Annotated in this window: 24 protein-coding genes and 1 pseudogene; 17 read left to right on the forward strand and 8 right to left on the reverse strand. The window is 66.0% G+C overall.

What is annotated here, in order from left to right:
• Positions 1-8: 8 nt before the first annotated feature.
• A complete protein-coding gene (locus tag ACX9NE_RS18050) occupies positions 9-1,070 on the reverse strand; it encodes an AraC family transcriptional regulator (protein WP_459363684.1) in 1,062 nt (353 codons plus the stop codon).
• Between the two features lie 258 nt (positions 1,071-1,328).
• Between ACX9NE_RS18050 and ACX9NE_RS18055 the strand changes: the two genes are divergently transcribed.
• From ACX9NE_RS18055 to ACX9NE_RS18110, 12 genes are all read left to right on the forward strand, one after another.
• Positions 1,329-1,880, forward strand: coding sequence for a DUF1641 domain-containing protein (locus tag ACX9NE_RS18055; RefSeq protein ID WP_459363683.1), 552 nt, complete (start codon positions 1,329-1,331; stop codon positions 1,878-1,880).
• 66 nt (positions 1,881-1,946) lie between these two features.
• A complete protein-coding gene (locus ACX9NE_RS18060; RefSeq protein ID WP_459363682.1) occupies positions 1,947-2,918 on the forward strand; it encodes an NADH-quinone oxidoreductase subunit B family protein in 972 nt (323 codons plus the stop codon).
• 51 nt (positions 2,919-2,969) lie between these two features.
• Positions 2,970-4,577, forward strand: coding sequence for a nickel-dependent hydrogenase large subunit (locus tag ACX9NE_RS18065; protein WP_459363681.1), 1,608 nt, complete (start codon positions 2,970-2,972; stop codon positions 4,575-4,577).
• Between the two features lie 236 nt (positions 4,578-4,813).
• Positions 4,814-5,593: a hydrogenase maturation protease gene (locus ACX9NE_RS18070; protein WP_459370745.1), complete on the forward strand. Its 780-nt coding sequence runs from the start codon at positions 4,814-4,816 to the stop codon at positions 5,591-5,593.
• Positions 5,594-5,598: 5 nt separating this feature from the next.
• Entirely contained in the window at positions 5,599-5,874 is a 276-nt protein-coding gene (locus ACX9NE_RS18075; RefSeq protein ID WP_459365185.1) for a hypothetical protein, read from the forward strand.
• A 5-nt stretch (positions 5,875-5,879) separates the two neighbouring features.
• Positions 5,880-7,124 (forward strand): hypothetical protein, encoded by a 1,245-nt coding sequence (locus ACX9NE_RS18080; RefSeq protein WP_459365186.1) that lies wholly within the window; start codon positions 5,880-5,882, stop codon positions 7,122-7,124.
• Positions 7,121-7,990: a NifU family protein gene (locus ACX9NE_RS18085; RefSeq protein ID WP_459365187.1), complete on the forward strand. Its 870-nt coding sequence runs from the start codon at positions 7,121-7,123 to the stop codon at positions 7,988-7,990. Before ACX9NE_RS18080 ends, ACX9NE_RS18085 begins: the two co-directional genes overlap by 4 nt.
• Positions 7,987-9,165, forward strand: a complete 1,179-nt coding sequence (locus ACX9NE_RS18090; protein WP_459365188.1) for an NHL repeat-containing protein — start codon at positions 7,987-7,989, stop codon at positions 9,163-9,165. The genes ACX9NE_RS18085 and ACX9NE_RS18090 overlap by 4 nt, the downstream gene beginning before the upstream one ends.
• On the forward strand, positions 9,162-10,004 hold the full coding sequence (locus tag ACX9NE_RS18095) for a hypothetical protein (RefSeq protein ID WP_459365189.1): 843 nt from the start codon (positions 9,162-9,164) through the stop codon (positions 10,002-10,004). Before ACX9NE_RS18090 ends, ACX9NE_RS18095 begins: the two co-directional genes overlap by 4 nt.
• Positions 10,005-10,082: 78 nt before the next feature.
• Positions 10,083-10,226 (forward strand): hypothetical protein, encoded by a 144-nt coding sequence (locus ACX9NE_RS18100; RefSeq protein WP_459365190.1) that lies wholly within the window; start codon positions 10,083-10,085, stop codon positions 10,224-10,226.
• Positions 10,223-12,100, forward strand: coding sequence for an NADH-quinone oxidoreductase subunit L (gene nuoL / locus ACX9NE_RS18105; RefSeq protein WP_459365191.1), 1,878 nt, complete (start codon positions 10,223-10,225; stop codon positions 12,098-12,100). The genes ACX9NE_RS18100 and nuoL overlap by 4 nt, the downstream gene beginning before the upstream one ends.
• Positions 12,097-13,548 (forward strand): NADH-quinone oxidoreductase subunit M, encoded by a 1,452-nt coding sequence (locus tag ACX9NE_RS18110; RefSeq protein ID WP_459365192.1) that lies wholly within the window; start codon positions 12,097-12,099, stop codon positions 13,546-13,548. Before nuoL ends, ACX9NE_RS18110 begins: the two co-directional genes overlap by 4 nt.
• Positions 13,549-13,630: 82 nt before the next feature.
• On the opposite strand, the gene ACX9NE_RS18115 is transcribed toward ACX9NE_RS18110, so the two are convergent.
• Together ACX9NE_RS18115 and ACX9NE_RS18120 are read right to left on the reverse strand one after the other, a co-directional pair.
• A complete protein-coding gene (locus ACX9NE_RS18115) occupies positions 13,631-14,518 on the reverse strand; it encodes a phosphoribulokinase (RefSeq protein WP_459370746.1) in 888 nt (295 codons plus the stop codon).
• A 21-nt stretch (positions 14,519-14,539) separates the two neighbouring features.
• Positions 14,540-15,613 carry a class 1 fructose-bisphosphatase gene (locus tag ACX9NE_RS18120; RefSeq protein ID WP_459363902.1) on the reverse strand — a complete coding sequence of 358 codons (1,074 nt, stop codon included), beginning with the start codon at positions 15,611-15,613 and terminating at the stop codon, positions 14,540-14,542.
• A 147-nt stretch (positions 15,614-15,760) separates the two neighbouring features.
• Here ACX9NE_RS18120 and ACX9NE_RS18125 point away from each other — a divergent pair, with 147 nt between their 5' ends.
• The gene (locus ACX9NE_RS18125; RefSeq protein ID WP_459363903.1) at positions 15,761-16,153 is read left to right on the forward strand and encodes a response regulator; all 393 of its coding nucleotides are present in this window, start codon (positions 15,761-15,763) and stop codon (positions 16,151-16,153) included.
• Here the strand turns inward: ACX9NE_RS18125 and ACX9NE_RS18130 are convergent.
• A complete protein-coding gene (locus ACX9NE_RS18130) occupies positions 16,095-16,922 on the reverse strand; it encodes an HAD-IIA family hydrolase (RefSeq protein ID WP_459363904.1) in 828 nt (275 codons plus the stop codon). The two genes, ACX9NE_RS18125 and ACX9NE_RS18130, sit on opposite strands and share 59 nt — an antisense overlap.
• 693 nt (positions 16,923-17,615) lie before the next feature.
• On the opposite strand from ACX9NE_RS18130, the gene ACX9NE_RS18135 reads away from it, so the two are divergent.
• The 3 genes from ACX9NE_RS18135 (at position 17,616) to ACX9NE_RS18145 (ending at position 20,757) form a co-directional block, all read left to right on the forward strand.
• The gene (locus ACX9NE_RS18135; RefSeq protein WP_459363905.1) at positions 17,616-18,275 is read left to right on the forward strand and encodes a glycosyltransferase; all 660 of its coding nucleotides are present in this window, start codon (positions 17,616-17,618) and stop codon (positions 18,273-18,275) included.
• 194 nt (positions 18,276-18,469) lie between these two features.
• Positions 18,470-20,404 carry a molecular chaperone HtpG gene (htpG, locus tag ACX9NE_RS18140; protein WP_459363906.1) on the forward strand — a complete coding sequence of 645 codons (1,935 nt, stop codon included), beginning with the start codon at positions 18,470-18,472 and terminating at the stop codon, positions 20,402-20,404.
• 137 nt (positions 20,405-20,541) lie between these two features.
• On the forward strand, positions 20,542-20,757 hold the full coding sequence (locus ACX9NE_RS18145; protein ID WP_459363907.1) for a hypothetical protein: 216 nt from the start codon (positions 20,542-20,544) through the stop codon (positions 20,755-20,757).
• Positions 20,758-20,762: 5 nt separating this feature from the next.
• Here the strand turns inward: ACX9NE_RS18145 and ACX9NE_RS18150 are convergent, their stop codons facing one another.
• Together ACX9NE_RS18150 and ACX9NE_RS18155 are read right to left on the reverse strand one after the other, a co-directional pair.
• On the reverse strand, positions 20,763-21,731 hold the full coding sequence (locus tag ACX9NE_RS18150) for an aldo/keto reductase (RefSeq protein ID WP_459363908.1): 969 nt from the start codon (positions 21,729-21,731) through the stop codon (positions 20,763-20,765).
• A gap of 31 nt (positions 21,732-21,762) precedes the next feature.
• Positions 21,763-22,113 (reverse strand): hypothetical protein, encoded by a 351-nt coding sequence (locus tag ACX9NE_RS18155; protein ID WP_459363909.1) that lies wholly within the window; start codon positions 22,111-22,113, stop codon positions 21,763-21,765.
• Between the two features lie 155 nt (positions 22,114-22,268).
• On the opposite strand from ACX9NE_RS18155, the gene ACX9NE_RS18160 reads away from it, so the two are divergent.
• Positions 22,269-23,051 carry an SDR family oxidoreductase gene (locus ACX9NE_RS18160; RefSeq protein WP_459363910.1) on the forward strand — a complete coding sequence of 261 codons (783 nt, stop codon included), beginning with the start codon at positions 22,269-22,271 and terminating at the stop codon, positions 23,049-23,051.
• A 20-nt stretch (positions 23,052-23,071) separates the two neighbouring features.
• Here ACX9NE_RS18160 and ACX9NE_RS18165 read toward each other — a convergent pair.
• A pseudogene (locus tag ACX9NE_RS18165) lies at positions 23,072-23,969 on the reverse strand (IS982 family transposase).
• A 347-nt stretch (positions 23,970-24,316) separates the two neighbouring features.
• Positions 24,317-24,814 (reverse strand): hypothetical protein, encoded by a 498-nt coding sequence (locus tag ACX9NE_RS18170; RefSeq protein WP_459363911.1) that lies wholly within the window; start codon positions 24,812-24,814, stop codon positions 24,317-24,319.
• Between the last annotated feature and the right edge of the window lie 151 nt (positions 24,815-24,965).

A 24,965-nucleotide genomic window follows, 5' to 3' on the forward strand; every position in this document is an offset into this window, starting at 1 on the left:
CTGCACACTCAGCGCCGCAGCGTCTCCGAGGGCGCTTCCCCCCACCGCTTGCGGTATTCGACAGCGAAACTGCCCAGGTGGTTGAAACCCCAGCGTTCCGCGACCGCGGTGACCGTCACGCCGTCGGATGGCATGGCGTCCATCAACTCTTCATGCACCCGCTCCAGCCGGCGCTCCCGGACGTAGGTCATCGGTGTCATGTTGAGCTCCTCGCGGAAACCCTGCTGGATCGACCGCACGCTCATGTGCACCGCCTTGGCGAGGTCGTCCATCGTTATGCGCTCGGCCAGGTGGTCGTCGATGTAGTTCATCGCGTCGTGTACCACTGCCCGGCGCGGATCCGGCTGCACCGGCTGCAGGAACTCTTCGTGGTAGTTGGACGGCTGCAGCTGCAGCAGCGTGCTCATCACCAGTTCCTCGATCGCGCCGATGCCCTGTCCGCGCTGGATCAGTGAACCCGGATGGAACACCTCGCTGTGGATCAGCTGCACCGCGGTGTGCCAGCGCATGGCGGCCTCGGTCGCCAGGTCGAACTCGGGATCGAAGGCCAGCGGCTTGGTCAGACTGCGGCCCAGCAGCCGGGTGAGGTGTGCGGCCATCGCCCGTTGTTCGATCCTGATCAGCAGCTGGGGGGAGTCGAGGTCGAACTGGATGCGCAGCGCCTCGCCGGGACTGGTCACCAGCGCCCGGATGGTGTTGGACTCGAAGCTGTGGCCCCGATGGTCCACCAGCGCGCGTCCGTTCATCGGCATGTGCACGCCGAAGTATTGACCAAGCGACGGAATGTCGATGGTGGCGGCCACGTGAAGGTCAAGGTAAAGCATGCTCACGTTGCGCAGCCGCACCCCGTGCATGGTCGCAGCAAACCCCCCGGCATCTTCGGGGCCGACATGCAACGAAAGCGGAGCCAGCGCCTTGGCCAGCAGCCGGGTGGCCTCCGTCGGGTTCTCCGTATAGAAGATCTCGTTGTCCGCCAGCGCCGGCGGGACACCGCGCGAACGCACCTTGCGGCGCACCGGATGAGAGGTCCGGCGGACGTCGATGTACCCCAGCCGGGTCAGTCGCGACATCGCTTCGGATCTCGGTAACCGGCAGGTAAACCGCCTGGCAGAGGCCGCCGCGATGGTGAACCGTTCTCTAAAGAATCGGTGGCGATCATGCAAGCCTCTCGGTCAGCGAGCGCGCGCCAACGCGCTTAACTCTTCGCAATCCTGACAGCTGCTGCGCGAAAGCGATAGGCACAGTCCGAAGCGGCGGCTAGTTTGTGATCGAGGCCACAGTCTCTCGGAATCGGGACTCGGCCCGCCCGATTCGCCTAGGAGGTTCGCATGTCGGCAAACGGTCAGGTTGTCGCGTTGGCGCCGGGTGACCGGTTGCGCGACCGGCTTGACGACCCGGCGATCGCCGCGTCGCTCAACAGCCTGCTGGACCATGCCGACCTGCTGGCGATCCTGGTGACCGGCCTCGACGGCATGGTGCGACGCGGTGATGAGATCAGCGAGTCGGTGGCCTCGGCCGTCAGCGAGATCCGGGGCGCATCGTTGACCGTGCCCGGCTTCGACGAGGTGAAGGCCGAGTTGGGGTCCGTGGACGTGCAGGCGCTGGCGGGGACTCTGACGTCGCTGGCGTCGGCGTTGGTGGCCGCCGCGCCCACGTTGAACAAGGTCCTCAATTCAGCCCTGCTAGATCCGCAGGCGGCCGACGTTCTCGTCGAGCTGGGCGGGGCACTGATCGAAGGCAAGGCGGCCGCGGCCGCCGACCCGGGTGGTCCCAGGGGTCTGTTCGGGCTATGGCGGGTCAGCAAGGACCAAGACATCAACCGCGGCCTGGGATTTCTCATTCAGGTAGCCCGGGCTTTCGGTCGGCGACTGCCCAAATAGCAAAAAATCTCGGCTCAACATCAAAAACGTGGTCGCGCCCTCGGCCGCAATTCGAGAGGAGTTCTGATGGCTTCCGTTTTATGGTTTCAGGGCGGGGCATGTAGCGGTAATACCATGTCGTTCCTCAATGCCGAAGAGCCTAATGTCGTCGATTTGATCGTCGATTTCGGGCTCGATCTGTTGTGGCACCCGTCGCTGGGCCTGGAACTGGGAGAGAATGCCCAGAAGCTGTTCTGGGACTGCGCCAAAGGCGAGCGACCGCTGGACATCTTCGTGTTCGAGGGCACGGTCATCGAGGCGCCCAACGGCAGCGGCCGGATGGACATGTTCGCTGACCGCGCGATGAAGGACTGGGTCACCGACCTGGCCGCCGCGGCCCAGATCGTCGTGGCGATCGGCGACTGCGCCTCTTTCGGCGGCATCCCGGCCATGGAGCCCAACCCATCGGGGTCGACTGGCCTGCAGTTCCACAAGCGGGAGAAGGGCGGGTTCCTGGGGCCGGACTTCAGGTCCAAGATGGGCCTGCCGGTGATCAACATCCCGGGCTGCCCCGCCCACCCGGACTGGATCACCCAGATCATCGTCGCGCTGGCCACCGGGCGAGCCGGTGACATCACCCTCGACGAGCTGCACCGGCCTGAGACGTTCTTCAAGACGTTCACTCAAACCGGTTGCACCCGTGTGCAATTCTTCGAGTACAAACAGTCGACAATGTCGTTCGGCGAGGGAACCCGCACCGGTTGCCTGTTCTACGAATTCGGCTGCCGCGGACCGATGACCCACTCGCCGTGCAACCGCATCCTGTGGAACCGCCAGTCCTCGAAGACCCGTGCCGGCATGCCATGCCTGGGCTGCACCGAACCGGAATTCCCGCACTTCGACCTGGCACCGGGAACCGTGTTCAAGACCCAGAAGGTCAGCGGCATGATCCCCAAGGAAGTGCCCGAGGGCTCCGACCACCTCACCTACATGGCACACGCCGCGGCCGCGCGGATCGCGGCCCCGCAATGGTCCAAAGAAGACATGTTCGTGGTCTGACGACCAGCACGCCCACAGCCTGGTACTGCACGAAAAACATTGGGAGGATTCATGACCGCGCTCGACCTGTATGTCAGCCCGCTGGGCCGCGTCGAGGGAGACCTCGACGTCCGCGTCACCATCGAGGACGGTGTCGTCACGTCGGCCTGGACCGAGGCGGCGATGTTCCGCGGCTTCGAGATCATCCTGCGGGGCAAGGACCCGCAGGCCGGCCTCATCGTGTGTCCGCGCATCTGCGGCATCTGCGGTGGCAGCCACCTCTACAAGTCCGCATACGCACTTGACACCGCATGGCGGACGCATATGCCGCCCAACGCGACCCTGGTGCGCAACATTTGCCAGGCGTGCGAGACGCTGCAGTCGATCCCGCGCTACTTCTATGCGCTGTTCGCCATCGACCTGACCAACAAGAACTACGCCAAGTCCGCGCTGTACGACGAGGCGGTGCGCCGGTTCGCTCCGTACGTCGGCACGAGTTATCAACCGGGCGTTGTACTTTCGAACAAGCCTGTGGAGGTGTACGCGATCTTCGGCGGCCAGTGGCCGCACTCTAGCTTCATGGTTCCCGGCGGGGTCATGTGTGCGCCGACACTTTCCGACGTCACCCGCTCCATCGCGATCCTCGAGCACTGGAAGGACAACTGGCTCGAAGGCCGCTGGCTCGGTTGCAGCATCGACCGCTGGCTGGCGAACAAGACCTGGGACGACGTACTGGCCTGGGTCGACGAGAACGAATCGCAGTACAACAGCGACTGCGGCTTCTTCATCCGCTACTGCCTGGACGTTGGCCTGGACAAGTACGGCGCCGGGGTGGGCAACTACATCGCCACCGGCACCTACTTCGACCCGTCGTTGTACGAGAACCCCACCATCGCGGGCCGCAACGCCGCGCTCATCGGCCGCTCCGGTGTCTTCGCCAAAGGCCAGTGGCACGAGTTCGACCAGGCCAACGTGCGCGAGGACGTCACGCACTCGTTCTACGAGGGCAGCCGGCCGCTGCACCCGTTCGAAGGGGAGACCATCCCGATCGACCCCGAACAGGGCCGCAAGCAGGGCAAGTACAGCTGGGCCAAGTCGCCGCGCTACGCCGTCGGCGACCTGGGCAACATCCCGCTGGAGGCCGGTCCGCTGGCGCGGCGGATCGCCGCCGGCGGTCCCAACGCCGCCGGGCATCAGGACAACGACCCCCTGTTCGTCGACATGTACAACAGGATCGGCCCGAGCGTCATGGTCCGCCAGCTCGCCCGCATGCACGAGGCACCGAAGTACTTCCGATGGGCCCGCGGGTGGTTGGACCAGCTCAACCTCAAGGAGAGCTTCTACTCCAAGCCGATCGAGCATGCCGAGGGCATGGGATTCGGCTCCACCGAGGCCGCTCGCGGCTCGCTGTCGGACTGGATTGTGCTTGAGGACAACAAGATCAAGAACTACCAAGTGGTGACGCCCACCGCGTGGAACATCGGGCCCCGGGACGGCTCGCAGGTGCTCGGCCCGATCGAGAGCGCCCTGGTCGGCTCGCCGATCGTGGACCCCGAGGACCCGGTGGAGCTGGGTCACGTGGCGCGCAGCTTCGACTCGTGCCTGGTGTGCACCGTGCACGCCTACGACGGGAAGACGGGGCGAGAGCTGTCCAAGTTCGTCATCAACGGGATGGTGTGATCCTGACCGCCTTTGATTGCGGACTCGGGGCCCCCGACGATGACCAGGACCTCGCTGAACCTCCCGGGTCATTCGGAGGTCCCAGCTTCGCCTCGCCTCCGCCGGCCCCGGGGCCGACTCCGGCGAGCCTCGCTGAACCTCCCGGGTCATTCGGAGGTCCCAGCTTCGCCTCGCCTCCGCCGGCCCCGGGGCCGACTGCGGCGAGCCTCGCTGAACCTCCCGGGTGCGAGGTACTGGTGGTCGGCTGCGGCAACCTGCTGCGCGGTGACGACGGTGTCGGGCCGGTACTGGTCCGGCATCTGTGGGAACTCGGCGTTCCCGAGGGGGCGCGCCTGGTCGACGGCGGTACCGCGGGCATGGATGTGGCATTTCAGATGCGTGGCGCGCAGCGGGTGGTGATCGTCGACGCCGCGGCCACCGGCTCGGCACCCGGCACGATCTTCAAGGTGCCGGGTGAAGAGTTGCAGGAGCTGCCTCCGCTGCAGGGCCTGCACACCCACTCGTTCCGGTGGGATCACGCCATCGCCTTCGCCCGCTGGGCGCTCGGTGACGAGTGCCCCACCGACATCACCGTCTACCTGATCGAGGTCGCCGGCGTGGAGCTCGGCGCTGACCTGTCCGAATCCGTCGAGACCGCAATGGAACTGGTCATCGACCGGATCGAAGCCGAGTACTTCGCCGACCTGCGGCCCGCGGCGGACAGTGAAGTCACCGTCGAGTTCACCGCCGATGGCTACCTGCGTCTCGACGCGTCCCTGGCAGCCAGCCGGTTTCCCTCCGACGCGGTGGTCGCCGTAATCCGTGAGGGCGATCTCTGGCTGATCCCGTTGCGGGGCCCGCGCAGCGGCGGGCTGCTGTTGAAGCAGCGCAACCCCGCCGGCGACCGCTCGCTCCTGATCCGCGAGGTAATCGAGGGCCGGGTCGGCGTGACTGGTGCATTCTGGGACGATGCACAGAAGTCGCTGCGAATTCCTCTGAATGAAGGGCTGCACGACGAAGCGGAGCCGCCGGGGTGATTCTGATGGTTGAGCGTCCGACCGACGAGGGGCGGCAAGAGGAGCGGGAGCGCCCGCCGACGGTGGTTCGTGCCGACAGCTCAGCCGACGAAGCCCTGGAAGTACAGACCCTGGTGGTGGAGGAAAACGGCCGGTGGGCCGTGGAAATCGTGGTGGTGTTCGCCGACGGCGTGGTCCGGCGCCGCATCGACACCCACCACACCAAGCGGCGCGCCGAAATATCGGCCGCACTGATCAAGCGCGCAGCCGAGCGCAATATCGGAGGACCGATCAATGGGTGAATGTCATGACCACAGCGCCTGACTTAGCGCGAGCGGTGACCATCGCGGCCAGGCCGCAACCGTTAGGCGCCTTCCCCCTGCCGCTGGGCTATCTGCTGATCCCGGCGGGTGCCGAGGAAGTCCGCGCGACACTGCTGGACGGCAAAGAGCCGGACACGTGGCCCGAAGAGCTTCGGGGGCTTGAATGTGCCCATGGCGGCGACGTCGAAGCGGCGCTGGAACACCTCACCGCGCAGGATCCCGTCACCCGCTACAACCGGTTCGTTCTGCAACCCGAGGGCATCGACGCCGACACGTTACGGACTGATCTCGGTGAATTCGGGGTGCTGGTCGACCTGGTGCTGTTCACCATCGGACGGCGCGAGACCCCACCCGAGACAGTGGATGTCACCGGCGAACTGGCCGCCGTCGCACTGTCCGCTCAGGCCAGTCATGCTCTGGCCGAGGGGGATTCAGCCACGGCCCTGGCGTTGCTGGAGCGCGCCGCCGAAGCGGCGGCCCCGGTGTCGCGGTGCCTCGAGGCGACGATGGTCGGTGCGGCCGGATCGGTCTGCCGCGACATCGACGACCCGTCCGCCCAACAGCGACTCGAGCGGGCGTTGCGGCTGCTGGACGGCGCTGAGGGCCTGCGCATCGCGCGCGCCGAATTGCATCTCACCATTGCCGGGCTGTTTCATGAACGGGCGCAGGATAATCCGGGCCTGCTGGCACAGGCCATTCCGCACTACCACTCCGCGCTGCAGCTGGTGCTGCGCGAGGAAGCGCCGCTGCTGTGGGCGTCCGCGCACGCCAATCTCGCGACCGCGTATCTGACCATGCCGATGGTGGAGGCATCCGGACAGCTGCGTCTCGGAGTTGCGGCGCAATCGTTGCGCTCCGCGCTCAAGGTGTACACACGCGAGGAGTATCCCGAGCAGTGGGCCAGTGTCCAATTGAATCTGGCCAATTCGCTGGTCTACACGCCCTCCCAGCATCAGGCCGAAAACCTTTTGGAGGCAGTGGAATTGTACGAAGGAGTGCTCGCCGCACGGGGCCGTGAGACCGACCCGCTGGGTCGGGCCAGGGTATTGGCCAACCAGGGCAATGCGCTTGCCCACCTCGGGTTATTCGACCAGGCCAAAGCCAGCCTCTACGAGGCACGATTCCTGTTCGAGGAGCAACTGGATGACGACTCGGTGCGGGCCGTGCGCGGCGTACTGGACGAAGTCGCCCGGCAGCTCGCGCTGCTGCGTACCGGGGACGACCAATGACCACCGCGTTTGAGCCCGGCCTGGAGGAATTGGCCAAGCGGGTCGATGACGCGGTCGCGGCCCTGGCCGACCTCGATCCGAAAGCCCGCGCCGTCGCCGAGGAACTGAAGTCCGCGCTGGAAGCCGTGCACCGCGCCGGTCTGGTGACCATCGTGCGCGGCATGCGCGAAGACGAGGCCGCCCGGACGGTGCTGTTCGAGTTGGTGGACGACCCGGTGGTGCACCTGCTGCTGTCGCTGCACGGCATCATCCGACCGGATCCGGTGAGCCACGCCAACCAGGTGCTGATCTCGGTACGGCCCCAATTACAAAGCCACGGAGGCGATGTCACCCTGGTCCGAGTCGAGGACGGCACCGCGTACGTTCGCTTGGAAGGCGCCTGCAACGGCTGCTCGATGTCGTCGGTCACGCTGCGCAACCTGGTGCAGGAGGCCTTGGTCGACGGGGTTCCGTCGATCACCGCCGTCGAGGTGCTGCCCAACGAGCCGTCGCCGACGCTGATCCCCGTGGAAGCACTGCGGGTCGGGCCGTCCCGGGACGGCTGGGCCAGACTCGGACCCGCCGCCGACGTCCCGGACGGCGACGTCACCGTCCGCGAACTCACCACCGATGCCGGCGAGAGCGCCGACGTGCTGGTGATCAGCGTCGACCGGCGGCTGTCGGCCTACCGCAACGAATGCGCCCATGAGGCAATGCCGTTGAACAATGCGATCCTCGATCTGGACAACGGCACGCTGACCTGCCCGTGGCACGGCTTCTGCTACGACGCGTCCTCGGGTGAATGCCTCAGTGCGCCCGGGGCGCAACTCGAACAATTGCCGCTGCGGGTCGACAACGGAGACGTCTGGGTCCGAGTGCGCGGATGAGCCGCTACACCGTCCGGCACAACATAGCCGCGTTGCCACCGCGCGTTGATCCGGTCGCCACCGCGGACCTCACCGGCGGCTGGTCGCCCGATGTCTGGCTCGGCGCGCCGGCCCCCGGCGGCTTGAGCCTGCCGGCGGCCAAACCCACGATGGCATGGATGTATTCACCGCGCGGGGTGTTCCTGGGCGACCAGCACCTGGTGGTCGCCGACTCCGGTAACCACCGCGTGCTGGTGTGGCACGGCATCCCGACCGGCGACGAGCAACCGGCCGACGTGGTGCTGGGACAACCGGACGGCGAGACCGAAGGCCGCGCGGCCGGTGGCCGCGGTCCCGAACGCGGCATGAACCTGCCCACCGGGGTGCTCGTCCACGATGGGCGGCTTGTCGTCGCCGACGCGTGGCATCATCGAATCCTGATATGGGACAACGTCCCCGACGCCGGTGACGTCGCGCCGGACGCCATCCTCGGGCAAGCCGACGCGTCCGGCGTCGAGCCCAACGCCGGCGCCGAATGTTGCGCGTCCTCGTTCTACTGGCCGTTCGGCATCGCGATGATCGGCGATACATTCTGGGTGGCCGACACCGGCAACCGGCGAGTGCTCGGCTGGCGCAACGGGATTCCGGATCCGGGACAACCGGCTGATGTGGTGCTCGGACAGCCGAGTCCCGCACACCGCGAGGAGAACAGGGGACAGGCGGCGGGGGCCGCCAGTTTCCGGTGGCCACACGACATCGCGGGACGCGGGGATCTGTTGTTGATCGCGGATGCGGGAAACCACCGCATCCTGGGCTGGTCGCCCGCGCCCGACGCCGACCGCGCAGCCGACATCCTGTTGGGTCAACCGGATTTCACCAGCGCCGAGGAATGGCCCTACGGACCGCACACCGGCGACCGCTTCCGGTTCCCCTACGCCATCGGCCTGGCCGAGGACCGATTGGCCGTAGCCGACACCGCCAACAACCGAATCCTGTTGTGGGACGACGTTCCCACGGACGGCCGCGCGGCCGACCATGTGCTGGCGCAGCCAGGCTTCGGTGCCAACGGTGAAAACCGCTGGACATCGGTGCAGCACGACACGTTGTGCTGGCCGTACGGCTTGTCGCTGCGCGGTGACCGGCTCGCGGTCGCAGACTCCGGCAACAACCGGGTCGTGCTCTGGCGGCGGCGGTGAGGCCGCGCATCGTACAGGCCGATGGGCAGATCGGCTTCTTCTGGGCGACTCCCGGCGGGAAGCGCATCTCCCTGCAGGCGCTGGTGGCCCTGGAAGTCGAAGCCGACGAGGCCGACCGGTTGGTGGCCACCCACCTGGAAGCCCTCGATGACGCGTTGATCGTCGCCGCGGAGCGGTTCGGCGAAATACTCGGCGGGGGAAGGGGTCCCGCGGACGCAGACGAGCGCGACGATCTGGTCAATCTGCACCGCGCCCTGGACCGGTTGTGCTTCGAGTACGCGGCGGCCGCCGAATCAGCCGGAGTAAAGCCTGATCTGCGGGCCGGCAAGATCATCGGGACCGCGGCGCTGTTCTCGATCCGAGCCCGCCAGCCACTCGGCCTGTTGGGCCCGGCGCCGCTCGAGGACGAACTCGACGAACCCACTCTCGGCGTGGTGGGCGGATTCGGCGAGATGCACCAGGTGGACCCGGCCCGGCCGTGGCTGGGGGGCCGGTGGGTGGTGCGAACGGAAGCGGGGCAACGCTTTCCGCTGACGCTGTCGATGCTCATGTTCGACAGCTCCGGGGTGAACAAGGATGCCGCCCGCAAGGAGCACCTGGAAGCACTGCAGTCTGTTATCGCCTCGGCGCAGCGCGCGGAAGCCGACCCACTGGCCGTCGCCTGTGCGGTGGACTGGTTGCTGTACGACTGGGTGATGGCGCATCGCGACGGGCCCGACAGCGCCGAGATCGTGTTCCCGAAAGGTCATGAAGCCGACGCCGGGGTCGTGATAGCGGCGGCCGCCACGTCGGTGACAGCAAGGGCGACGTTCGACCCCGGTTTGGTGGGCCTGGGCTGATTTGCGGCCCTCAATCACCAACCGAATCCCCCGATTCGGGGTTAAGCCGGTCAGCGTCACACCCGCAAGATGTCAGGTGTGGACTTCTCTATCCTGATCATCATGGTTCTGGCGGCCGTCGCTGGGGCCGTTGGGTTCGAGATGTTGGTCGGTTTAGCCATGACCGTCATGGTCAAACGCGACCAACCCGAACCGGACGACACTCGGCTAGTGGGGCGTTGACCGCCGTGGCCGTGTGGCTGCTCATCGCGCTGCCGCTGACCGGCGCGGCGGTGTTGTTGCTGGGCGGCCGACGCGCCGACGCCTGGGGGCACCTGCTGGGATGCGCGACCGTTGCCGCGTCGTTCTGTTGGGCTGCAGTGCTTTTCGCCGATCTTTCCGGGCGCGCGGCGGCCCAACGCGTCATCGGTGAAACGCTGTTCACCTGGGTACCGTCGCTCAAGGTGGACTTCGGCCTGCAACTGGATGCGCTGAGCATGTGCTTCGTGCTGCTGATCACCGGTGTGGGTGCGTTGATCCACCTGTACTCGATCGGCTATATGCGCGAGGACCCGGGCCGCCGTCGTTTCTTCGGTTACCTGAATTTTTTCGTGGCCGCCATGTTGCTGCTGGTTCTGGCCGACAATTACCTCGGACTGTACTTCGGCTGGGAGGGTGTGGGTTTGGCGTCCTATCTGCTGATCGGCTTCTGGGCGCACAAGCCGGCGGCCGCCACCGCCGCCAAGAAGGCCTTCATCGTCAACCGCGTCGGCGACGTCGGACTGGCTCTGGCACTGATGATTATCTACACCCAGCTCGGAACACTTTCTTATGCAGGAGTTTTCGCATTGGCGCCGACAGCCTCCGAGTCCACTGTGACGGCCATCGGTCTGACGTTGCTGTTGGCCGCGTGTGGCAAAAGCGCTCAGGTCCCATTGCAGTCCTGGCTTGGCGACGCCATGGAGGGCCCTACCCCCGTCAGCGCCCTGATTCACGCGGCGACCATGGTCACCGCCGGCGTGTACCTGATCGTGCGTTCGGGGCCGGTGTTCGACCTGGCGCCAGTAGCGCGGACGGCGGTGGTGGTGGTCGGCGCGGTCACCTTGTTGTTCGGTGCGATCATCGGATGCGCCAAGGACGACATCAAGAAGGCTTTGGCCGCCTCGACGATGTCGCAGATCGGCTACATGGTGCTGGCCGCCGGCCTGGGGCCGGCGGGCTACGCGGTGGCGATCATGCATCTGCTGACCCACGGGTTCTTCAAAGCCGGCCTGTTTCTCGGGGCCGGATCGGTGATGCACGGCATGAACGACGAGACCGACATGCGCCGCTATGGCGGTCTGCGCACATCCATGCCGATCACATTCGCCACCTTCGGGCTGGGATATCTGGCGATCATCGGTGTGCCACCATTGGCTGGATTCTTCTCCAAAGACGCCATCATCGAAGCGGCGTTCGCGGCGCACTGGCTGCTCGGCACCGTGACGTTGCTGGGCGCCGGGATCACGGCGTTCTACATGACCCGCGTGATGGTGCTGACCTTCTTCGGCGAAAAGCGTTGGCACCCGGGCACTCATCCGCACGAGTCCCCGCCCGTCATGACCGCGCCGATGCTCGTCCTGGCCGTCGGTTCGGTGGGCGGTGGGGCGGCGCTCGCCGTCGGCGGCACCCTGCAGCGCTGGTTGCAACCCGTGACCGGCCCCGCCCACACCGCGGAGCCACATCCGGCCATCCCCGGGTGGGCGCTCACCGCGGTCACCCTGGCTGTGGTCGGCATCGGCATCATCGTCGCGGTGGTCAAGTACGTCGCTCGCCCGGTGCGCACGACCGCGTCGGAGTGGGCCTCGGGCGCCGTCATCGCCGCACGCCATGACCTGTTCGGGGACAACGTGAACGAGGCGGCGTTCATGCGCCCGGGTCTGCGTCTGTCGCGGGCAATGGTCGGCGTGGAGCGGGTGGGCATCGACGGTGTCGTCGAGGGCATAGCCCGGGTGATCGGTAGGACGTCCACCGGTGCCCGGCGGGTGCAGACCGGCTTCGCCCGGTCGTATGCGTTGACTGTCTTCTGCGGCGCCACCGCCCTGCTGTTGAGTGTCGTGCTGGGGAGTTTGTCATGATCTTGACTGTCTTGTGGCTGACGCCGCTGGCCGGGGCGATGCTGGTGGCGGCGGTGCCGGCCGGCCGGCCGGCCGCTGCCAAGTACACCGCTCTCGGCATCTCGGCGGGGGTGCTGCTCGTCGTCGGCGTGCTGGTGGTGCGCTTCGACCCGGCCGACCCGCAGTACCAGTTGGTGGAAAGCCATTCTTGGATCAAGTCGTTCGGCGCCGGGTACATCGTCGGCATCGACGGTGTCGCGATGGTGCTGGTCTTACTGACCACGGTTCTGATGCCGCTGTTGTTACTCGCCGGATGGAACGACGTCTGCCGGCCCAGCATGTACCTGGCCCTGATGCTGGTCATCGAGTCGATGATGCTGGTCGCCCTGGTGGCGCTGGACGTCTTGCTGTTCTTCGTGTTCTTCGAGGCCATGCTCGTCCCGATGTACTTCCTCATCGGCCGCTACGGGGGAGTCGGGGCGCCGCGGGCGGCACTGAAGTTCCTGCTGTACAGCCTGTCCGGCGGGCTGCTCATGCTGGCCGCACTCATCGGCCTGAATCTGACCATCGGAACGTTTGATTCGCGCACCATCGCGGCCGCGATGGCGTCGGGCCAGATCGCGGCTGACCCGAATGTCATGCACTTGTTGTTTCTCGGCTTCCTGCTCGCCTTCGCAGTCAAGGCGCCGCTGTGGCCGCTGCACACGTGGCTGCCGGGAGTGGCGGCTGAGGCGACACCGGTGACCGCGGTTCTGATGATGGCCGTCGTCGACAAGATCGGCACCTTCGGCATGCTGCGCTATTGCCTGCGGCTCTTCCCCGACAGCGCGGTCCTCTTCCGGCCATTCGTGATCGCGCTGGCCGTGATCGGCATCATCTACGGGGCCCTGGTGGCGATCGGTCAGAGCGACATCATGCGCGTGATCGCCTACACCTCGATCAGCCACTTCGGGTTCATCGTGCTGGGTATCTTCGCCATGACCAGCCAGGGACAGTCCGGCGCAACGCTGTACATGGTCAACCACGGGCTGGCGACCGCCGCGCTGTTCCTGATCGCCGGTTTCCTGGTCTCGCGTAGCGGGACTCGGCTCATCGCCGACTACGGCGGGGTGCAGCAGGTGGCGCCGGTGCTGGCCGGCACCTTCCTCGTCGCCGGCATGGCGTCACTGGCGCTGCCCGGCCTGGCGCCCTTCGTCAGCGAACTCCTGGTGCTGATCGGCACTTTCGCCCGGTATCCGGTGTTCGCCGTGCTGGCGGTGACAGGACTGGTCCTGTCGGCGATCTACATCCTGTGGCTCTACCAACGGGTCATGACGGGTCCCCGGAGGGGCGACATGCGCGACTTGGTGCCCCGGGAGATGACCGTCATCATGCCGCTGTTGGCCATGCTCATCGTGCTGGGTGTGTATCCCAAACCGGCGCTGGACGTCATCGACCCGGCGATCGGACATACGGTTGGTAGCCGCTGACGGGGCACGAGTAGACGCAAACTCGCACGTTCAGCGGGCTGAACGTGCGAGTTTGCGTCTGCTCGCCACAAGCCGGAACTCGTTAGCGGGCCGCCGCCAACTGCGCTCTGCGACGTTCCAGCAGCCGCAGCACCATCGGGGTGAAGATCAACTGCATGGCCAGGTCCATCTTGCCGCCGGGACAGACAATGGTGTTCGGCCGCGACATGAACGAATCATGCAGCATGGCAAGCAAATACGGAAAGTCGATACCGTGCGGGTCACGGAATCGGATGATCAGCATCGATTCGTCGGCGGTCGGTATGGACCGGGCGATGAATGGGTTGGAGGTGTCCACCACCGGCACCCGCTGAAAGTTGACGTCGGTCTGCGAGAACTGGGTGCACATGTAGTTCACGTAGTCCGGCATCCGTCGCAGGATGGTATCGGTCACCGCCTCGGAGGTGTATCCGCGAGAGACTTTGTCGCGGTGCAACTTCTGGATCCATTCCAGGTTGATTACCGGCACCACGCCGATACGCAGGTCGGCGTGCCTGGCGACGTTGACCTCGTCGGTGACGATCGCGCCGTGCAGCCCCTCGTAGAACAGCATGTCGGTGTCCGGGGGAATCTCCTCCCACGGTGTGAAGGTGCCCGGCTGTTGTGCGTACGGTGCGGCTTCCTTCTCGTCGTGCAGATAGCGACGCACCTTGCCGGTTCCGGTCTCACCGTAGGTAGCAAAAAGATCCTGCAGTTCCTCGAAAAGGTTGGACTCTGGACCGAAGTGGCTGAAGGTGTGATTACCGCGGGCGTGTGCGTCGGCGATCGCCGCCTTCATCGCCACGCGGTCGTACCGGTGGAAGCTGTCGCCCTCGACGAACGCCACCGTGATTTCTTCCCGGCGGAAGATCTGGTCGAAGGTCCGCATGACGGAAGTGGTTCCGGCCCCGGAAGATCCGGTGACGGAGATGATCGGGTGCAGGCGTGACATGTGTTTACTCCCCAGGTTCGCTCAGCCGCCCACGACGCGGTACAGACCCCGCATGCCGTATAGCGGTGAGCTGGACGGTCGGACATAGTCTTTGCGGTGGTGCTCCTCGATCAGCTCCACCTCGTCGGCCGCACCGAAGATCAGCGGCACCCGCTGATGCAGGCCTGTCGGAACGACGTCCATCAGCCGGCCGCGGCCGGTGCTGGCCAGGCCGCCGGCCTGCTCGACCAGGAAGGCGACGGGGCTGGCCTCATAGAGCAGCCTCAGTCGGCCCGGCTTGGCCGGATCCTTCGCGTCACGCGGGTAGAGGAACACGCCGCCGCGGGTCAGGATTCGATGCGTCTCGGCGACCAGCGATGCGACCCACCGCATGTTGAAGTCCTTGCCCCGCGGCCCCGTCTTGCCCGCCAGGCATTCGTCGATATAGCGCTGGACCGCCGGCTCCCAGAAGCGCCGGTTCGATGCGTTGATCGCGAATTCGCTGGTGGCGCGCGGGATCTGGATGTTGGCGCGACTCAGCACGAATTCGCCGAGCGCTGGTTCCAGGGTGAACGCGTGCACACCGGTACCCACCGTAAGCACCAGCATGGTCGACGGGCCGTAAATGGCGTAACCCGCGCACACCTGCTGCGATCCGGGCTGCAGGAAGGCGTCCGGCGCTGGGTCCGCGCCCGGCTCGGGAGCACGCAGGATCGAAAAGATGCTTCCGACTGAGACATTCACGTCGATGTTCGAGGAACCGTCGAGCGGATCGAAGACCAGCAGGTATTTTCCGCGTGGGTACTGCTGGGGCAGCAGGTACGGCTCGGCCAGCTCTTCGGAGGCCATGCCCGCCACCTGCCCGCCCCATTCGGTGGCCCGCAGGAAGTACTCGTTGGCCAGCACGTCGAGTTTCTGCTGAACTTCGCCCTGCACGTTCACCACGTCGGCAGCGCCCAGCACGCCACCGATCTCACCCTGGGCCACCCGCATCGAGATGGCCTTGCAGGCCAGGGCGACGTCGAGGATCAGCGAGTTCAGCTCGCCGCTGGCGTCGGGGTGACGGCGCCTTTCCTCGATGAGGAACTTCACCAGTGTGGTGTGGCGGGTGAGCATGCGCGAGTACCTCCAGGTGGGCAGCAGAAGACCTACCCACATGGTCTGATGCGGGCGCCGACGGCCCATCCCCCGGTCGGGTGGTCCGGTGGGGGTATTGGCGCGTGTCTCCTGGTCAGCGCGCCGAGGCTGACCTAGTGTCACGGCATGACCGTGCGTGCCGTGGTGTACAGCGACGACAGCAGCCTGCGCCGCTATGTCGCCGGATCACTCGGTAGCACAGGCCATCTCATATTCGTGGAGTCCTACCCGGCGCTGTTGGCGCACGTGATCGTCGGCGGCGTCGATCTGGTGATCCTCGACGGTGACGCCACACCGGCCGGCGGTGTGGATGTCGCCCGGCAGCTCAAACAATTGGTCTCAGACTGTCCACCGATTCTGCTGGTGGTTGCCCGCGCGGCCGACGCCTGGTTGGCCCTGATGTCCCGGGCCGACGCGACCGTGGGACCGGGCCGTCAGCCGCTGGCGCTGGCCACGGCTGTCAATCGGCTGATGACTGGCTCAGGCGCTCGAACCGCAACGAGTCGCTGTCGGCGTTGATTCCGCTGAGGTCCGGCGCGACAAAGGTCGGCCGCTGTGCCGGTGGTGCGGCCAAGGCCTCGGCCGCCGTAGTCACGCCGCTGAGCACCAGCAGGCTGGGCAGTCCGGCGGAGTTGGCGCCAGCGATGTCGGTGTCCAGCCGATCACCGACCACCAAGGGCCGGTGAAAGTCACCGCGCGACAGGGCGTCCCGGTAAATCGGTGTAAACGGCTTGCCGACGACGCGCGGTGTGCAGCCGGTGGCTGCCCGTAATGCCGCCACCATCGAGCCGTTTCCGGGAACCAGCCCGCGCTGAGAGGGCAGGGTGAGGTCTGGGTTGGTTGCCACCCAGGGAATTCCGGCGCTGATGGCCAAAGTGGCCTCGGCGAGGTCGCTCCAGCAGATGTCGGGAGAGAACCCCTGCACCACGGCGACCGGATCGTCCGCCCACCGTCGCACCGGACGCAGGCCCGCGCCTCCCATTTCGGCGGCCAATGCGTCCGAGCCGATGACCAGGACGGGCGAGCCACAGGATAGTTCGGCACCGAGAACCTGTGCTGCACACTGCCCGCTGGTGACGACATCGGCGGGATCTGCATCGAATCCCAACTCGCGCAGGTGCTGTGCAACCTGCGTGGAGCTGCGGGACGCGTTGTTCGTCACGAATAGGTTGCGAACCGTGGTTTCGGCGAGGGCATCGACGGCGCCTGCTATCGGTTGCGGCCCCCGATAGAGCGTGCCGTCGAGGTCGAGCAGCAGGCAATCATGCAGCGATACCAGAGAAGCCATGAAAGTCGCCGTATCGCTCCGATGAGTCGGTGCGCCGAATTGTGCGCGCCGGATGATCCCGAAACCATATGGTCGTCCCGCCTCGATGCAAACCCCCGAATGGGGGATATCGCGGTCGATCCTCAGCGAAAGATATTCTCCGCCAGCATGCGTCGGCGCTACGCGCGGTAGCGTTCGACGTTCCAACCGTCGCGATGTGTGATGCGCAGATCTGTCTCGACGCCAACAATCACCAGGGTCGTGTCGACCAATTCATCGAAGGGCAGGTCGTCCCGCAGCCACCCGCGGTCGTGCGCAACGCCGAGTAGGCGCCGAAACTGTGCTGGTCGAACCCGCCTTCACCGGCGGAGCGATGCTCATCGGGCATAAACGACCGGCCCGACCGCCGCTCGTGGTGTGCGGAGTCGTGCCCCTGCCGATGTCCAGCGCCGACACCGCCCCCTTCGGTATGGGATTACCACCGGCGCAGTGGGCAAACCGGACATGTAATGCCGCACTCGCCGTGCTGCATCGCCGAATCCTAGCTAAGGCCAACAGCATTGGAGAAGAGATTTACCGTCCGGTGCGCGGAGCCGAGTTGCCCTACTCATTGATCGACTGGTGCTCCCAGGTCGGTGCCTTCGTCCAATGCAGCGTTCCGGCATTCGAGTACCCGCGATCGGATGCGCCCGAGGCGCTGCATTTCGCCGGGGCGTGTGCCCCGAAAGCACCAACGCCGATCTGCCGGACGGTAGCCGGCCCGTCGTACACGTCACCCAGGGCACCGTCGCCAATGTCGATTACCGGCAAGCCATCGCGCCGACGTTGCAAGCTCTGGCCGACGAGAACGTGCTGGTGGTGGTCTCGACCGGCCGCCGCCCACTCGACACGCTGCCCTCACTGCCGGGAAATGCCCGCGCGGCAACGTTCCTCCCGTACGACAAGCTGTTGCCCCGCACCGACGTCTATGTCACCAACGGTGGCTACGGGGGAGTGCAGTACGCGCTGCGTTGCGGCGTGCCGATCGCGGCGACCGGAGGCGAAGAGGACAAGCCCGGGGTGGGGGCGCGGGTGGCCTGGTCGGCCGCCGGCTGCCCACCGAGCGACCGTCGGTCACGGCGCTGCGGCGCGACATCCTCGCCGTGCTGCACCGACGGCAATACCGGGAAGCCAGCCGCCGCATCGCCGCCGACATGGCCGCCGCCCCGGGCTTCACCTGTCTGGCCGACGTCGTCGACAATCTCACCGGGACCCGGAACGTCGCCGGGCCTGCGCATCCGCTGCGACAGTGCGAGTAGGGACTGCAGAGTGACCTACCGGAGAGTCATGCTGTCAGGCGCGGAGGTGCTGAGGCTACGTTCCGGCGCACGCTGACCGACCCGCGTGCACCGTGTGGACGACGACCGAGTCTGACAATCCGGGTGGCATGTGATCAGGCAAGCCAGCGTTGTCGTGCCGCGAGGATGCAGAACCGATGCCGCGACCACCCCCGGGGCCCGGCGGCAATGGCGTCTCGCTTAAATTCGGACCCAGCATTGATGCCAAGTACGGTCTCAGGAAGGATTCTCATGAACGCGCAGGTCGAGCAGCTGGAATTCCAGGCAGAGGCCCGGCAACTGCTGGATTTGATGGTCCATTCGGTCTACTCCAACAAGGACTCGTTCCTCAGAGAGCTGATTTCCAACGCCTCTGACGCGTTGGACAAATTGCGGATTGAGGCGCTGCGCAACAAGGAACTCGACGTCGACACCTCCGACCTGCACATCCAGCTCGAGACGGACACAGGGGCCAGGACCCTCACCATCCGCGACAACGGTATCGGCATGACGCGCGCGGAGGTGGTGGATCTGATCGGCACGCTGGCCAAGTCGGGCACCGCAGAGCTGCGTCAACAACTGCGTGATGCCAAAAACGCCAGCGACTCTGAGGCCTCCGAGGAACTGATCGGTCAGTTCGGCATCGGCTTCTACTCGTCGTTCATGGTGGCCGACAAGGTCGAACTGCTGACCCGCAAGGCCGGCGAGAGCGAAGCCACCCGATGGGAATCCAGCGGCGAGGGCACCTACACCATCGAATCCGTCCAGGACGCCCCGCAGGGCACGTCCGTCACTCTGCATCTCAAACCCGAGGACGCCGAGGACGAACTGCACGACTACACCTCGCAGTGGAAGCTCAAGAGCCTGGTCAAGCAGTATTCGGACTTCATCGCCTGGCCGATCCGCATGGAGGTCGAACGGCGCACTCCGCCCTCAGAAGAGGGCGGCGAAGAGACCGTGACCCTCGAGACCGAGACCCTCAACTCGATGAAGGCCCTTTGGGCCAGGCCCAAGGAAGAGGTTTCCGCCGAGGAATACAAGGAGTTCTACAAGCACATCGCGCACGCGTGGGACGACCCGCTCGAGGTGATCGCGATGAAAGCCGAGGGCACCTTCGAGTACCAAGCCCTACTGTTCCTGCCGTCGCAGGCCCCCTTCGATCTGTTCAACCAGGACGCCAAAGTCGGCGTGCAGCTGTACGTCAAGCGCGTCTTCATCATGGCTGACTGCGAAGAGCTGATGCCGGTGTACCTGCGCTTCGTCAAAGGCGTTGTCGACGCGCAAGACCTGTCGCTCAACGTTTCTCGTGAGATTTTGCAGAAAGATCGGCAGATCAACGCGATCCGTCGCCGGCTGACCAAGAAGGTGCTGTCCACCATCAAGGACATCCACTCGCAGCGGCCGGATGACTACCGCGCCTTCTGGACCCAGTTCGGCAAGGTCCTCAAAGAAGGACTGATGTCGGACTTCGACAACCAGGAGATGCTGCTGTCCATCGCGTCGTTCGCCTCGACGCACAGCGAAGAAGAACCGACCACACTGGCCCAGTACGTCGAGCGGATGAAGGAAGGCCAGACGCAGATCTTCTACGCCACCGGTGCGTCGCGCCAGCTGCTGGAGAAGTCGCCGCACCTCGAGGCGTTCAAGGCCAAGGGGTATGAGGTGCTGCTGCTCACCGATCCCGTCGACGAGGTCTGGGTGGGCGCGGTCAACGAGTTCGACGGCAAGCAGTTGCAGTCAGTGGCCAAGGGCGAGGTCGACCTCGATTCCGATGAGGAGACATCCGCAGCCGAGCGCGAAGAACAGCAAAAAGACTTCGCCGACCTGCTGAGTTGGCTCAAGGAGACGTTGAGTGAACATGTCAAGGAAGTGCGGTTGTCCACTCGTCTGACCGACTCCCCGGCCTGCCTGATCACCGACGCCTTCGGCATGACCCCCACCCTCGCGCGCCTGTACCAGGCGTCCGGTCAGGATGTCCCGATCGGCAAACGGACCCTGGAACTCAACCCGAACCACCCGCTGGTCACCGGACTGCGCCAGGCTCATGCCGACCGCCCGGACGACACCTCGGTCGCCGAGACCGCCGAATTGCTCTACGGCACAGCTCTTCTCGCCGAGGGCGGGGTCCTCGAAGACCCGGCGCGGTTCGCCGAACTGCTGGCCGACCGGCTGACACGCACGGTGTAGGGCCGCGACCGGGGTCGGCGAGCTTGCAACCAGGCACACCCGCCCGGCAAGTCTTGTGCGCCGTTTCAGTGTCGCGGCTCAGGGGGTGGCGCCGGTCGGTGCGATTGAAAGCCGGCCGGAACGGATATCCGCATCTCATGACTGTGTTTCGGGCCATCGATCCGCAGGGCGTGATCGTCGCGAGCAGGGATTTCGACAACGCGGAGGATGCGCACCGTTGGTTCGCTGAGTCGGTTGCCGGCCGGTATCAGGTGGGCTGGCGCATGGAGGTGTGCGACGAGGGGCAATGGGCGGGCTTCGACGACACGGGGGGCTTCACCGCCCCGCTGAGTCGCCGTCGTGTCTCCGGCTGATCGGCTTAGAGTCCCACCTTCTCGCGAACCAGGCCGGTGAGGAAGCGACCCGTCGATACCGGCTTGAACGCGCGGGCCGCCGACGTGAGCGCGTCGCGCGCCTCGGTGCTCAGCTCGACCTCAGCAGCGGCCACATTGAATTCCAGCTGCTCCACGCTGGACGCGCCCGGAATGGCGACCACGCCCGGCAGGGAGATCAACCAGGCCAGCGCAACCTGCGCGGGCTTGGCGCTCACTTCGGTCGCGACATCGCGCAGCGTCTGCAGCAGCGGCTCGATCCGGCGCAAGTTCTCGGTGCCGAATAGCGGGTTAACCGAACGCACGCCGCCTGGACGGTTGTCGACGCCGTATCTACCGCCCAGCAACCCCTGCGCCAAGGGGCTGTAGGCGATCACGATGCGGTTCTCGCGTTCGGCGAAGGGAACCATGTGGTCCAAAGCTCGCGGATGGGCCAGCGAAAAGTGCACCTGATTGCTGATCACCGGCCGTCCGAGCGCCTCATCGGCCTGCTGCCAGCGGCTCAGTGAGTAGTTCGATACTCCGGCCGCGCCGATCTTGCCGTCCTCGAGCAGATCCCGCATGCCCGGCATGATTACCGAATCCGGGACGACGGGGTTGGGCTGATGGATCTGGTAGAGCGGGATGCGGTCCAGCTGCAGCCGCCGGGCGCTCGCGCGTTCGCGCTGTTTGATCACCGCTGGGAAGGGTGCGACCGGAAAGACCTTGCTGGCGACTGCCACCTCAGTGCGCTCGTCGCCGAGCGCCTCGCCCAGGATCCGCTCACTCTTGCCGAGGCCGTACACCTCGGCGGTGTCGAACAACGTCACACCGAGGGCGAGGGCGCGCTGCACGATGTCGCGTGCCGCACCGGAAGCGTAGCTGTCTCCGTAGCCCCACTCGCGCGAACCGAACTGCCAAGTGCCCAGTCCGATCCGACTGACCCGCCCCACACCCTCGACCTCAATGTATTTCATAGAACCCACCGTATACGGCTGTCGCAACGGCTCAGCTGCTCGGCGGAGGTGGGGGTCGGTCGGAATGCGCGTCATGCCACTGCAGCTCCGCGGCCCGAACTCTGGTGTGAGTGCGTCGCAGCCAGGCCAGCCCGGCGGCTGCAACGAGGACAGCGACGATGACACCGCCAGTGCCGGCCGGCGCATGGCCGGTGGCGAACGAGGCTAAGCCGAGGACCAGCGTTATCACTCCGAGTGCGACCGCCGCGATACCGGCTGAGTTGGCGCCGTTCTTCATCGCCTCGCCAGCGTGCTTGCGCGAGGTCCGGGCGTGGTAGACGGGGTCGGTCCTGGGGTGGTCCAACGTGTGCTCCTGATGAAAGATGGTTCCAGCCAGCTTCATTGGCGGTGCCGTTCTTCTCGCGGTGACGGCATACCCGACGCAGGCACCACTAAACGCCGCCCCCGGCGCCATTGGGGCAATGGCATGCTCCACAAGCGGTAACCCCGTTCTCATCGCTCAGGGGCGGTATGTCATGCTCGGCTGCGGAGGTCGGTATGGCGAGAACGGTCGTGATCGGCGCCTCGAGCGGGTTGGGGCGCTGTCTCGGTGTGGGCTTGGCAAGGCGCGGAGATCAGGTCGCATTGCTGGCCCGGCGGCGTGAGCGGCTTGAGGCAGCTGCACAGGAAGCCGGCGCGGGCGCGTTCGCCGTCGACTGCGACGTGACCGATCAGGCGTCGGCGCGCTCCGGCATAGAAGCTGCGGCCGAAGCCCTTGGCGGCATCGACAACCTGGTGTACCCACCCGCGATCTGTCCGCTGATCCCGCTGGCCGAGACCGACGCCGACACCTGGCGGCGCGTGTTCGACACCAACGTGATCGGCGCCTCGCTCACGACGGCCGCGGCCATTTCCCACCTGACGGCTTCCTCGGGCAAGGTCGTCTACCTGTCGTCCGACGCGGGCACTTTCGCACCGCCGTGGCCGGGCCTGGGCGCCTACGGCGTCAGCAAGGCCGCGCTGGAACGGTTGGTCGAGGCCTGGCGAGCCGAACACCCGGCTGTCGGTTTCACCACCCTCATCGTCGGTGAGTGCGCAGGTGGTGAGGGTGATGCGCAGACGGGCATGAACGCCGGGTGGGACCGCGACCTGGCCCTGCAGGCCTATCCGCTGTGGGTGTCTCGCGGCTGCATGCCGGGCAGGCTGATGCCTGTCGAGGACCTCGTCGCGGTGGTTCACACCATCCTGCGCACCAGTGCGTCGACGTCGATGCCGGTCGTTGTCGCCCGAGGCGCGCCCGCGACCGGGGCTGCGGCGCTCGAATACGGTAAGCGCCCCTAGATGAGTAATTCCCAACTTGGTCAGTGGTCGTAGGCGATCAGTGACCTCTTGACTGGGGTGTTGATCTTCCAGTTGTGCCGGATCACAGCGGCAAGAGCGAGGAGGCTTGGGCGACGCGGACGTAGACGCCTTGCGGTGTGCGCCCGCCATGTCTTTCGAGATTGAGCTGATCTTTGCAGGTGTCGTAGACGGCTTCGATCCATTGGCGCATGCCGGCGAGGTTGCCGTAGCGGCGCTCTTTGTCGTCCTTGCGGTCGGGGCGCACCAGCAGCAAGCTCAGCTGGTCGGCGCAGTAGCGTTCCATGGCAGTGCCGGACAGGCCCTTATCGGCCAGCACGACCACCTTCTCGGGCAGCGCGCCGAGGTCTCGGGCGTGCGCGAAAAGCTCTGCGGCGACCTCTCGTTCGCCGATCTTGGGGTCGGCAAGACACCACGCTACGGGCATCCCTTCGGCCGTGGTGATCAGATACAGTTTCAACCCCCGAACCAGCGGGAGTGCGCGGCGCAGTACCCGTAGTTGGCGAAACCGGCCAGTTCAGAGCGTTTCGCGGTCTCCCGCGACGCACCGCACGGCACCGGGGTGCCGTCGATCAGGCGTAGATCGTCGGCCCACGACGGGCACTGGGTGGCCAGGTACGGCATGGCCTTGCAGATCAGCGGTGTCGCAGCCTTGACCCGCTTGTGGTAACCGGGCTGTTTCGGCAGGTATGGAAACAGGTGTCCGAGTCGGCCGTAACACATTTGCAGCCAATGGTGTTCGCTGCGGGCGCCGAGCAGCGCCTGAGCCACGGCCAGGCACACCAGCTCGGCGTCGGTCAATTGCTTCGGCCGTCCGGCGCGCGGCCGCTCGGGTTGCACGACGTGGTCATCGATCGTCACATACAGGTCGGTCAGGAGGGCATCGAGGTCTGTGTTCACAACTGTCCGTCGGTGCCCTCCAGTCACATCCTTCACAAGCCGACACGCCGAGAGTGCAACCACAGTGGCGCCGCCGGCGTGTCGGCGCCGCCAGTGCACACTCGGCGCAGCCGGTGCACACTCGGCGAACGGTTGGGAATTACTCATGTAGGAGCGTCGGTCGCTAATCCGTCATTGGGGCTCGGCTGCGGCGCCGGCGCCGGCCAGGCGGCTTCGGAGCCGAGGAATCGGGTCCGACCCAATCCCGGGGATCTACCTCAAACAACCAACCATCACAGAGATCATCAGGCACACCACATGCGCCCACCAATAGAACACCCCGCCCGGCGTGTCACCGATCCACTCTCCTAACTGCCCGGGCCGATCACGAAACAGCGGCCGCTGCTGCTGTCGAACAGCACTTCGGCGACAGTGGACTTGTCGACAGCCGGAAATTCGAACCGGTGAACTTGTTGGCCGGCTTCGATAGCGGCCGTCTGGGATTCAGTGCTGCCGTCCTTCTTGCGGACCGATGCGGTCACTGTATCCGGCGTCGACATGCGTTGCGGCTCATGGAAATACCAGACCTCAATTCCTGCCCCGGATGAGGTCGCCTGCCAGCCGTCGGAGTAGAAGCACGCCGGGTTTCCGTCGGCATCCGGCGGTGGCGGCGGGCATATCGAGAGCCCGACACAGGCCGGGGTGCTGGTGGGGGTGGCGGCGACCGAAGGCTTGGTGGTCGACGCCACCGGCGTGGCCGGCTTGGCGGGGGTCCCCTGCGACGGTGACGGGGCCGCCTGGTGTGATCCGCATGCCGTCAGCCCGACGGTCACCAGGACGGCCAGCAGACCGGTCAACCTTTCCATCTGCGGTCCTTTCGATTTGCTGGTAGCAAGCCTAGGGCGGCTGTCGCTCTGAGGCGCCACATCCCGCTTGCCGGTGTCGCGGACAAGCGCGGCAGCTGGGATGGAAGCGGCCCTGGATGTCACCGGAGGAACCCGCGTTGCGGCGCAGGCC

It is taken from the genome of Mycobacterium sp. ML4 (assembly GCF_054515735.1).

Excerpts from the sequence above, each read along its gene's own strand:
- ACX9NE_RS18050 (WP_459363684.1), bottom strand. The coding sequence starts at position 1,070 with ATGTCGCGACTGACCCGGCTGGGGTACATCGACGTCCGCCGGACCTCT.
- ACX9NE_RS18055 (WP_459363683.1), top strand. The coding sequence starts at position 1,329 with ATGTCGGCAAACGGTCAGGTTGTCGCGTTGGCGCCGGGTGACCGGTTG.
- ACX9NE_RS18060 (WP_459363682.1), top strand. The coding sequence starts at position 1,947 with ATGGCTTCCGTTTTATGGTTTCAGGGCGGGGCATGTAGCGGTAATACC.
- ACX9NE_RS18065 (WP_459363681.1), top strand. The coding sequence starts at position 2,970 with ATGACCGCGCTCGACCTGTATGTCAGCCCGCTGGGCCGCGTCGAGGGA.
- ACX9NE_RS18075 (WP_459365185.1), top strand. The coding sequence starts at position 5,599 with ATGGTTGAGCGTCCGACCGACGAGGGGCGGCAAGAGGAGCGGGAGCGC.
- ACX9NE_RS18080 (WP_459365186.1), top strand. The coding sequence starts at position 5,880 with ATGACCACAGCGCCTGACTTAGCGCGAGCGGTGACCATCGCGGCCAGG.
- ACX9NE_RS18085 (WP_459365187.1), top strand. The coding sequence starts at position 7,121 with ATGACCACCGCGTTTGAGCCCGGCCTGGAGGAATTGGCCAAGCGGGTC.
- ACX9NE_RS18090 (WP_459365188.1), top strand. The coding sequence starts at position 7,987 with ATGAGCCGCTACACCGTCCGGCACAACATAGCCGCGTTGCCACCGCGC.
- ACX9NE_RS18110 (WP_459365192.1), top strand. The coding sequence starts at position 12,097 with ATGATCTTGACTGTCTTGTGGCTGACGCCGCTGGCCGGGGCGATGCTG.
- ACX9NE_RS18115 (WP_459370746.1), bottom strand. The coding sequence starts at position 14,518 with ATGTCACGCCTGCACCCGATCATCTCCGTCACCGGATCTTCCGGGGCC.
- ACX9NE_RS18120 (WP_459363902.1), bottom strand. The coding sequence starts at position 15,613 with ATGCTCACCCGCCACACCACACTGGTGAAGTTCCTCATCGAGGAAAGG.
- ACX9NE_RS18125 (WP_459363903.1), top strand. The coding sequence starts at position 15,761 with ATGACCGTGCGTGCCGTGGTGTACAGCGACGACAGCAGCCTGCGCCGC.
- ACX9NE_RS18130 (WP_459363904.1), bottom strand. The coding sequence starts at position 16,922 with ATGGCTTCTCTGGTATCGCTGCATGATTGCCTGCTGCTCGACCTCGAC.
- htpG (WP_459363906.1), top strand. The coding sequence starts at position 18,470 with ATGAACGCGCAGGTCGAGCAGCTGGAATTCCAGGCAGAGGCCCGGCAA.
- ACX9NE_RS18145 (WP_459363907.1), top strand. The coding sequence starts at position 20,542 with ATGACTGTGTTTCGGGCCATCGATCCGCAGGGCGTGATCGTCGCGAGC.
- ACX9NE_RS18150 (WP_459363908.1), bottom strand. The coding sequence starts at position 21,731 with ATGAAATACATTGAGGTCGAGGGTGTGGGGCGGGTCAGTCGGATCGGA.
- ACX9NE_RS18155 (WP_459363909.1), bottom strand. The coding sequence starts at position 22,113 with ATGAAGCTGGCTGGAACCATCTTTCATCAGGAGCACACGTTGGACCAC.
- ACX9NE_RS18160 (WP_459363910.1), top strand. The coding sequence starts at position 22,269 with ATGGCGAGAACGGTCGTGATCGGCGCCTCGAGCGGGTTGGGGCGCTGT.
- ACX9NE_RS18170 (WP_459363911.1), bottom strand. The coding sequence starts at position 24,814 with ATGGAAAGGTTGACCGGTCTGCTGGCCGTCCTGGTGACCGTCGGGCTG.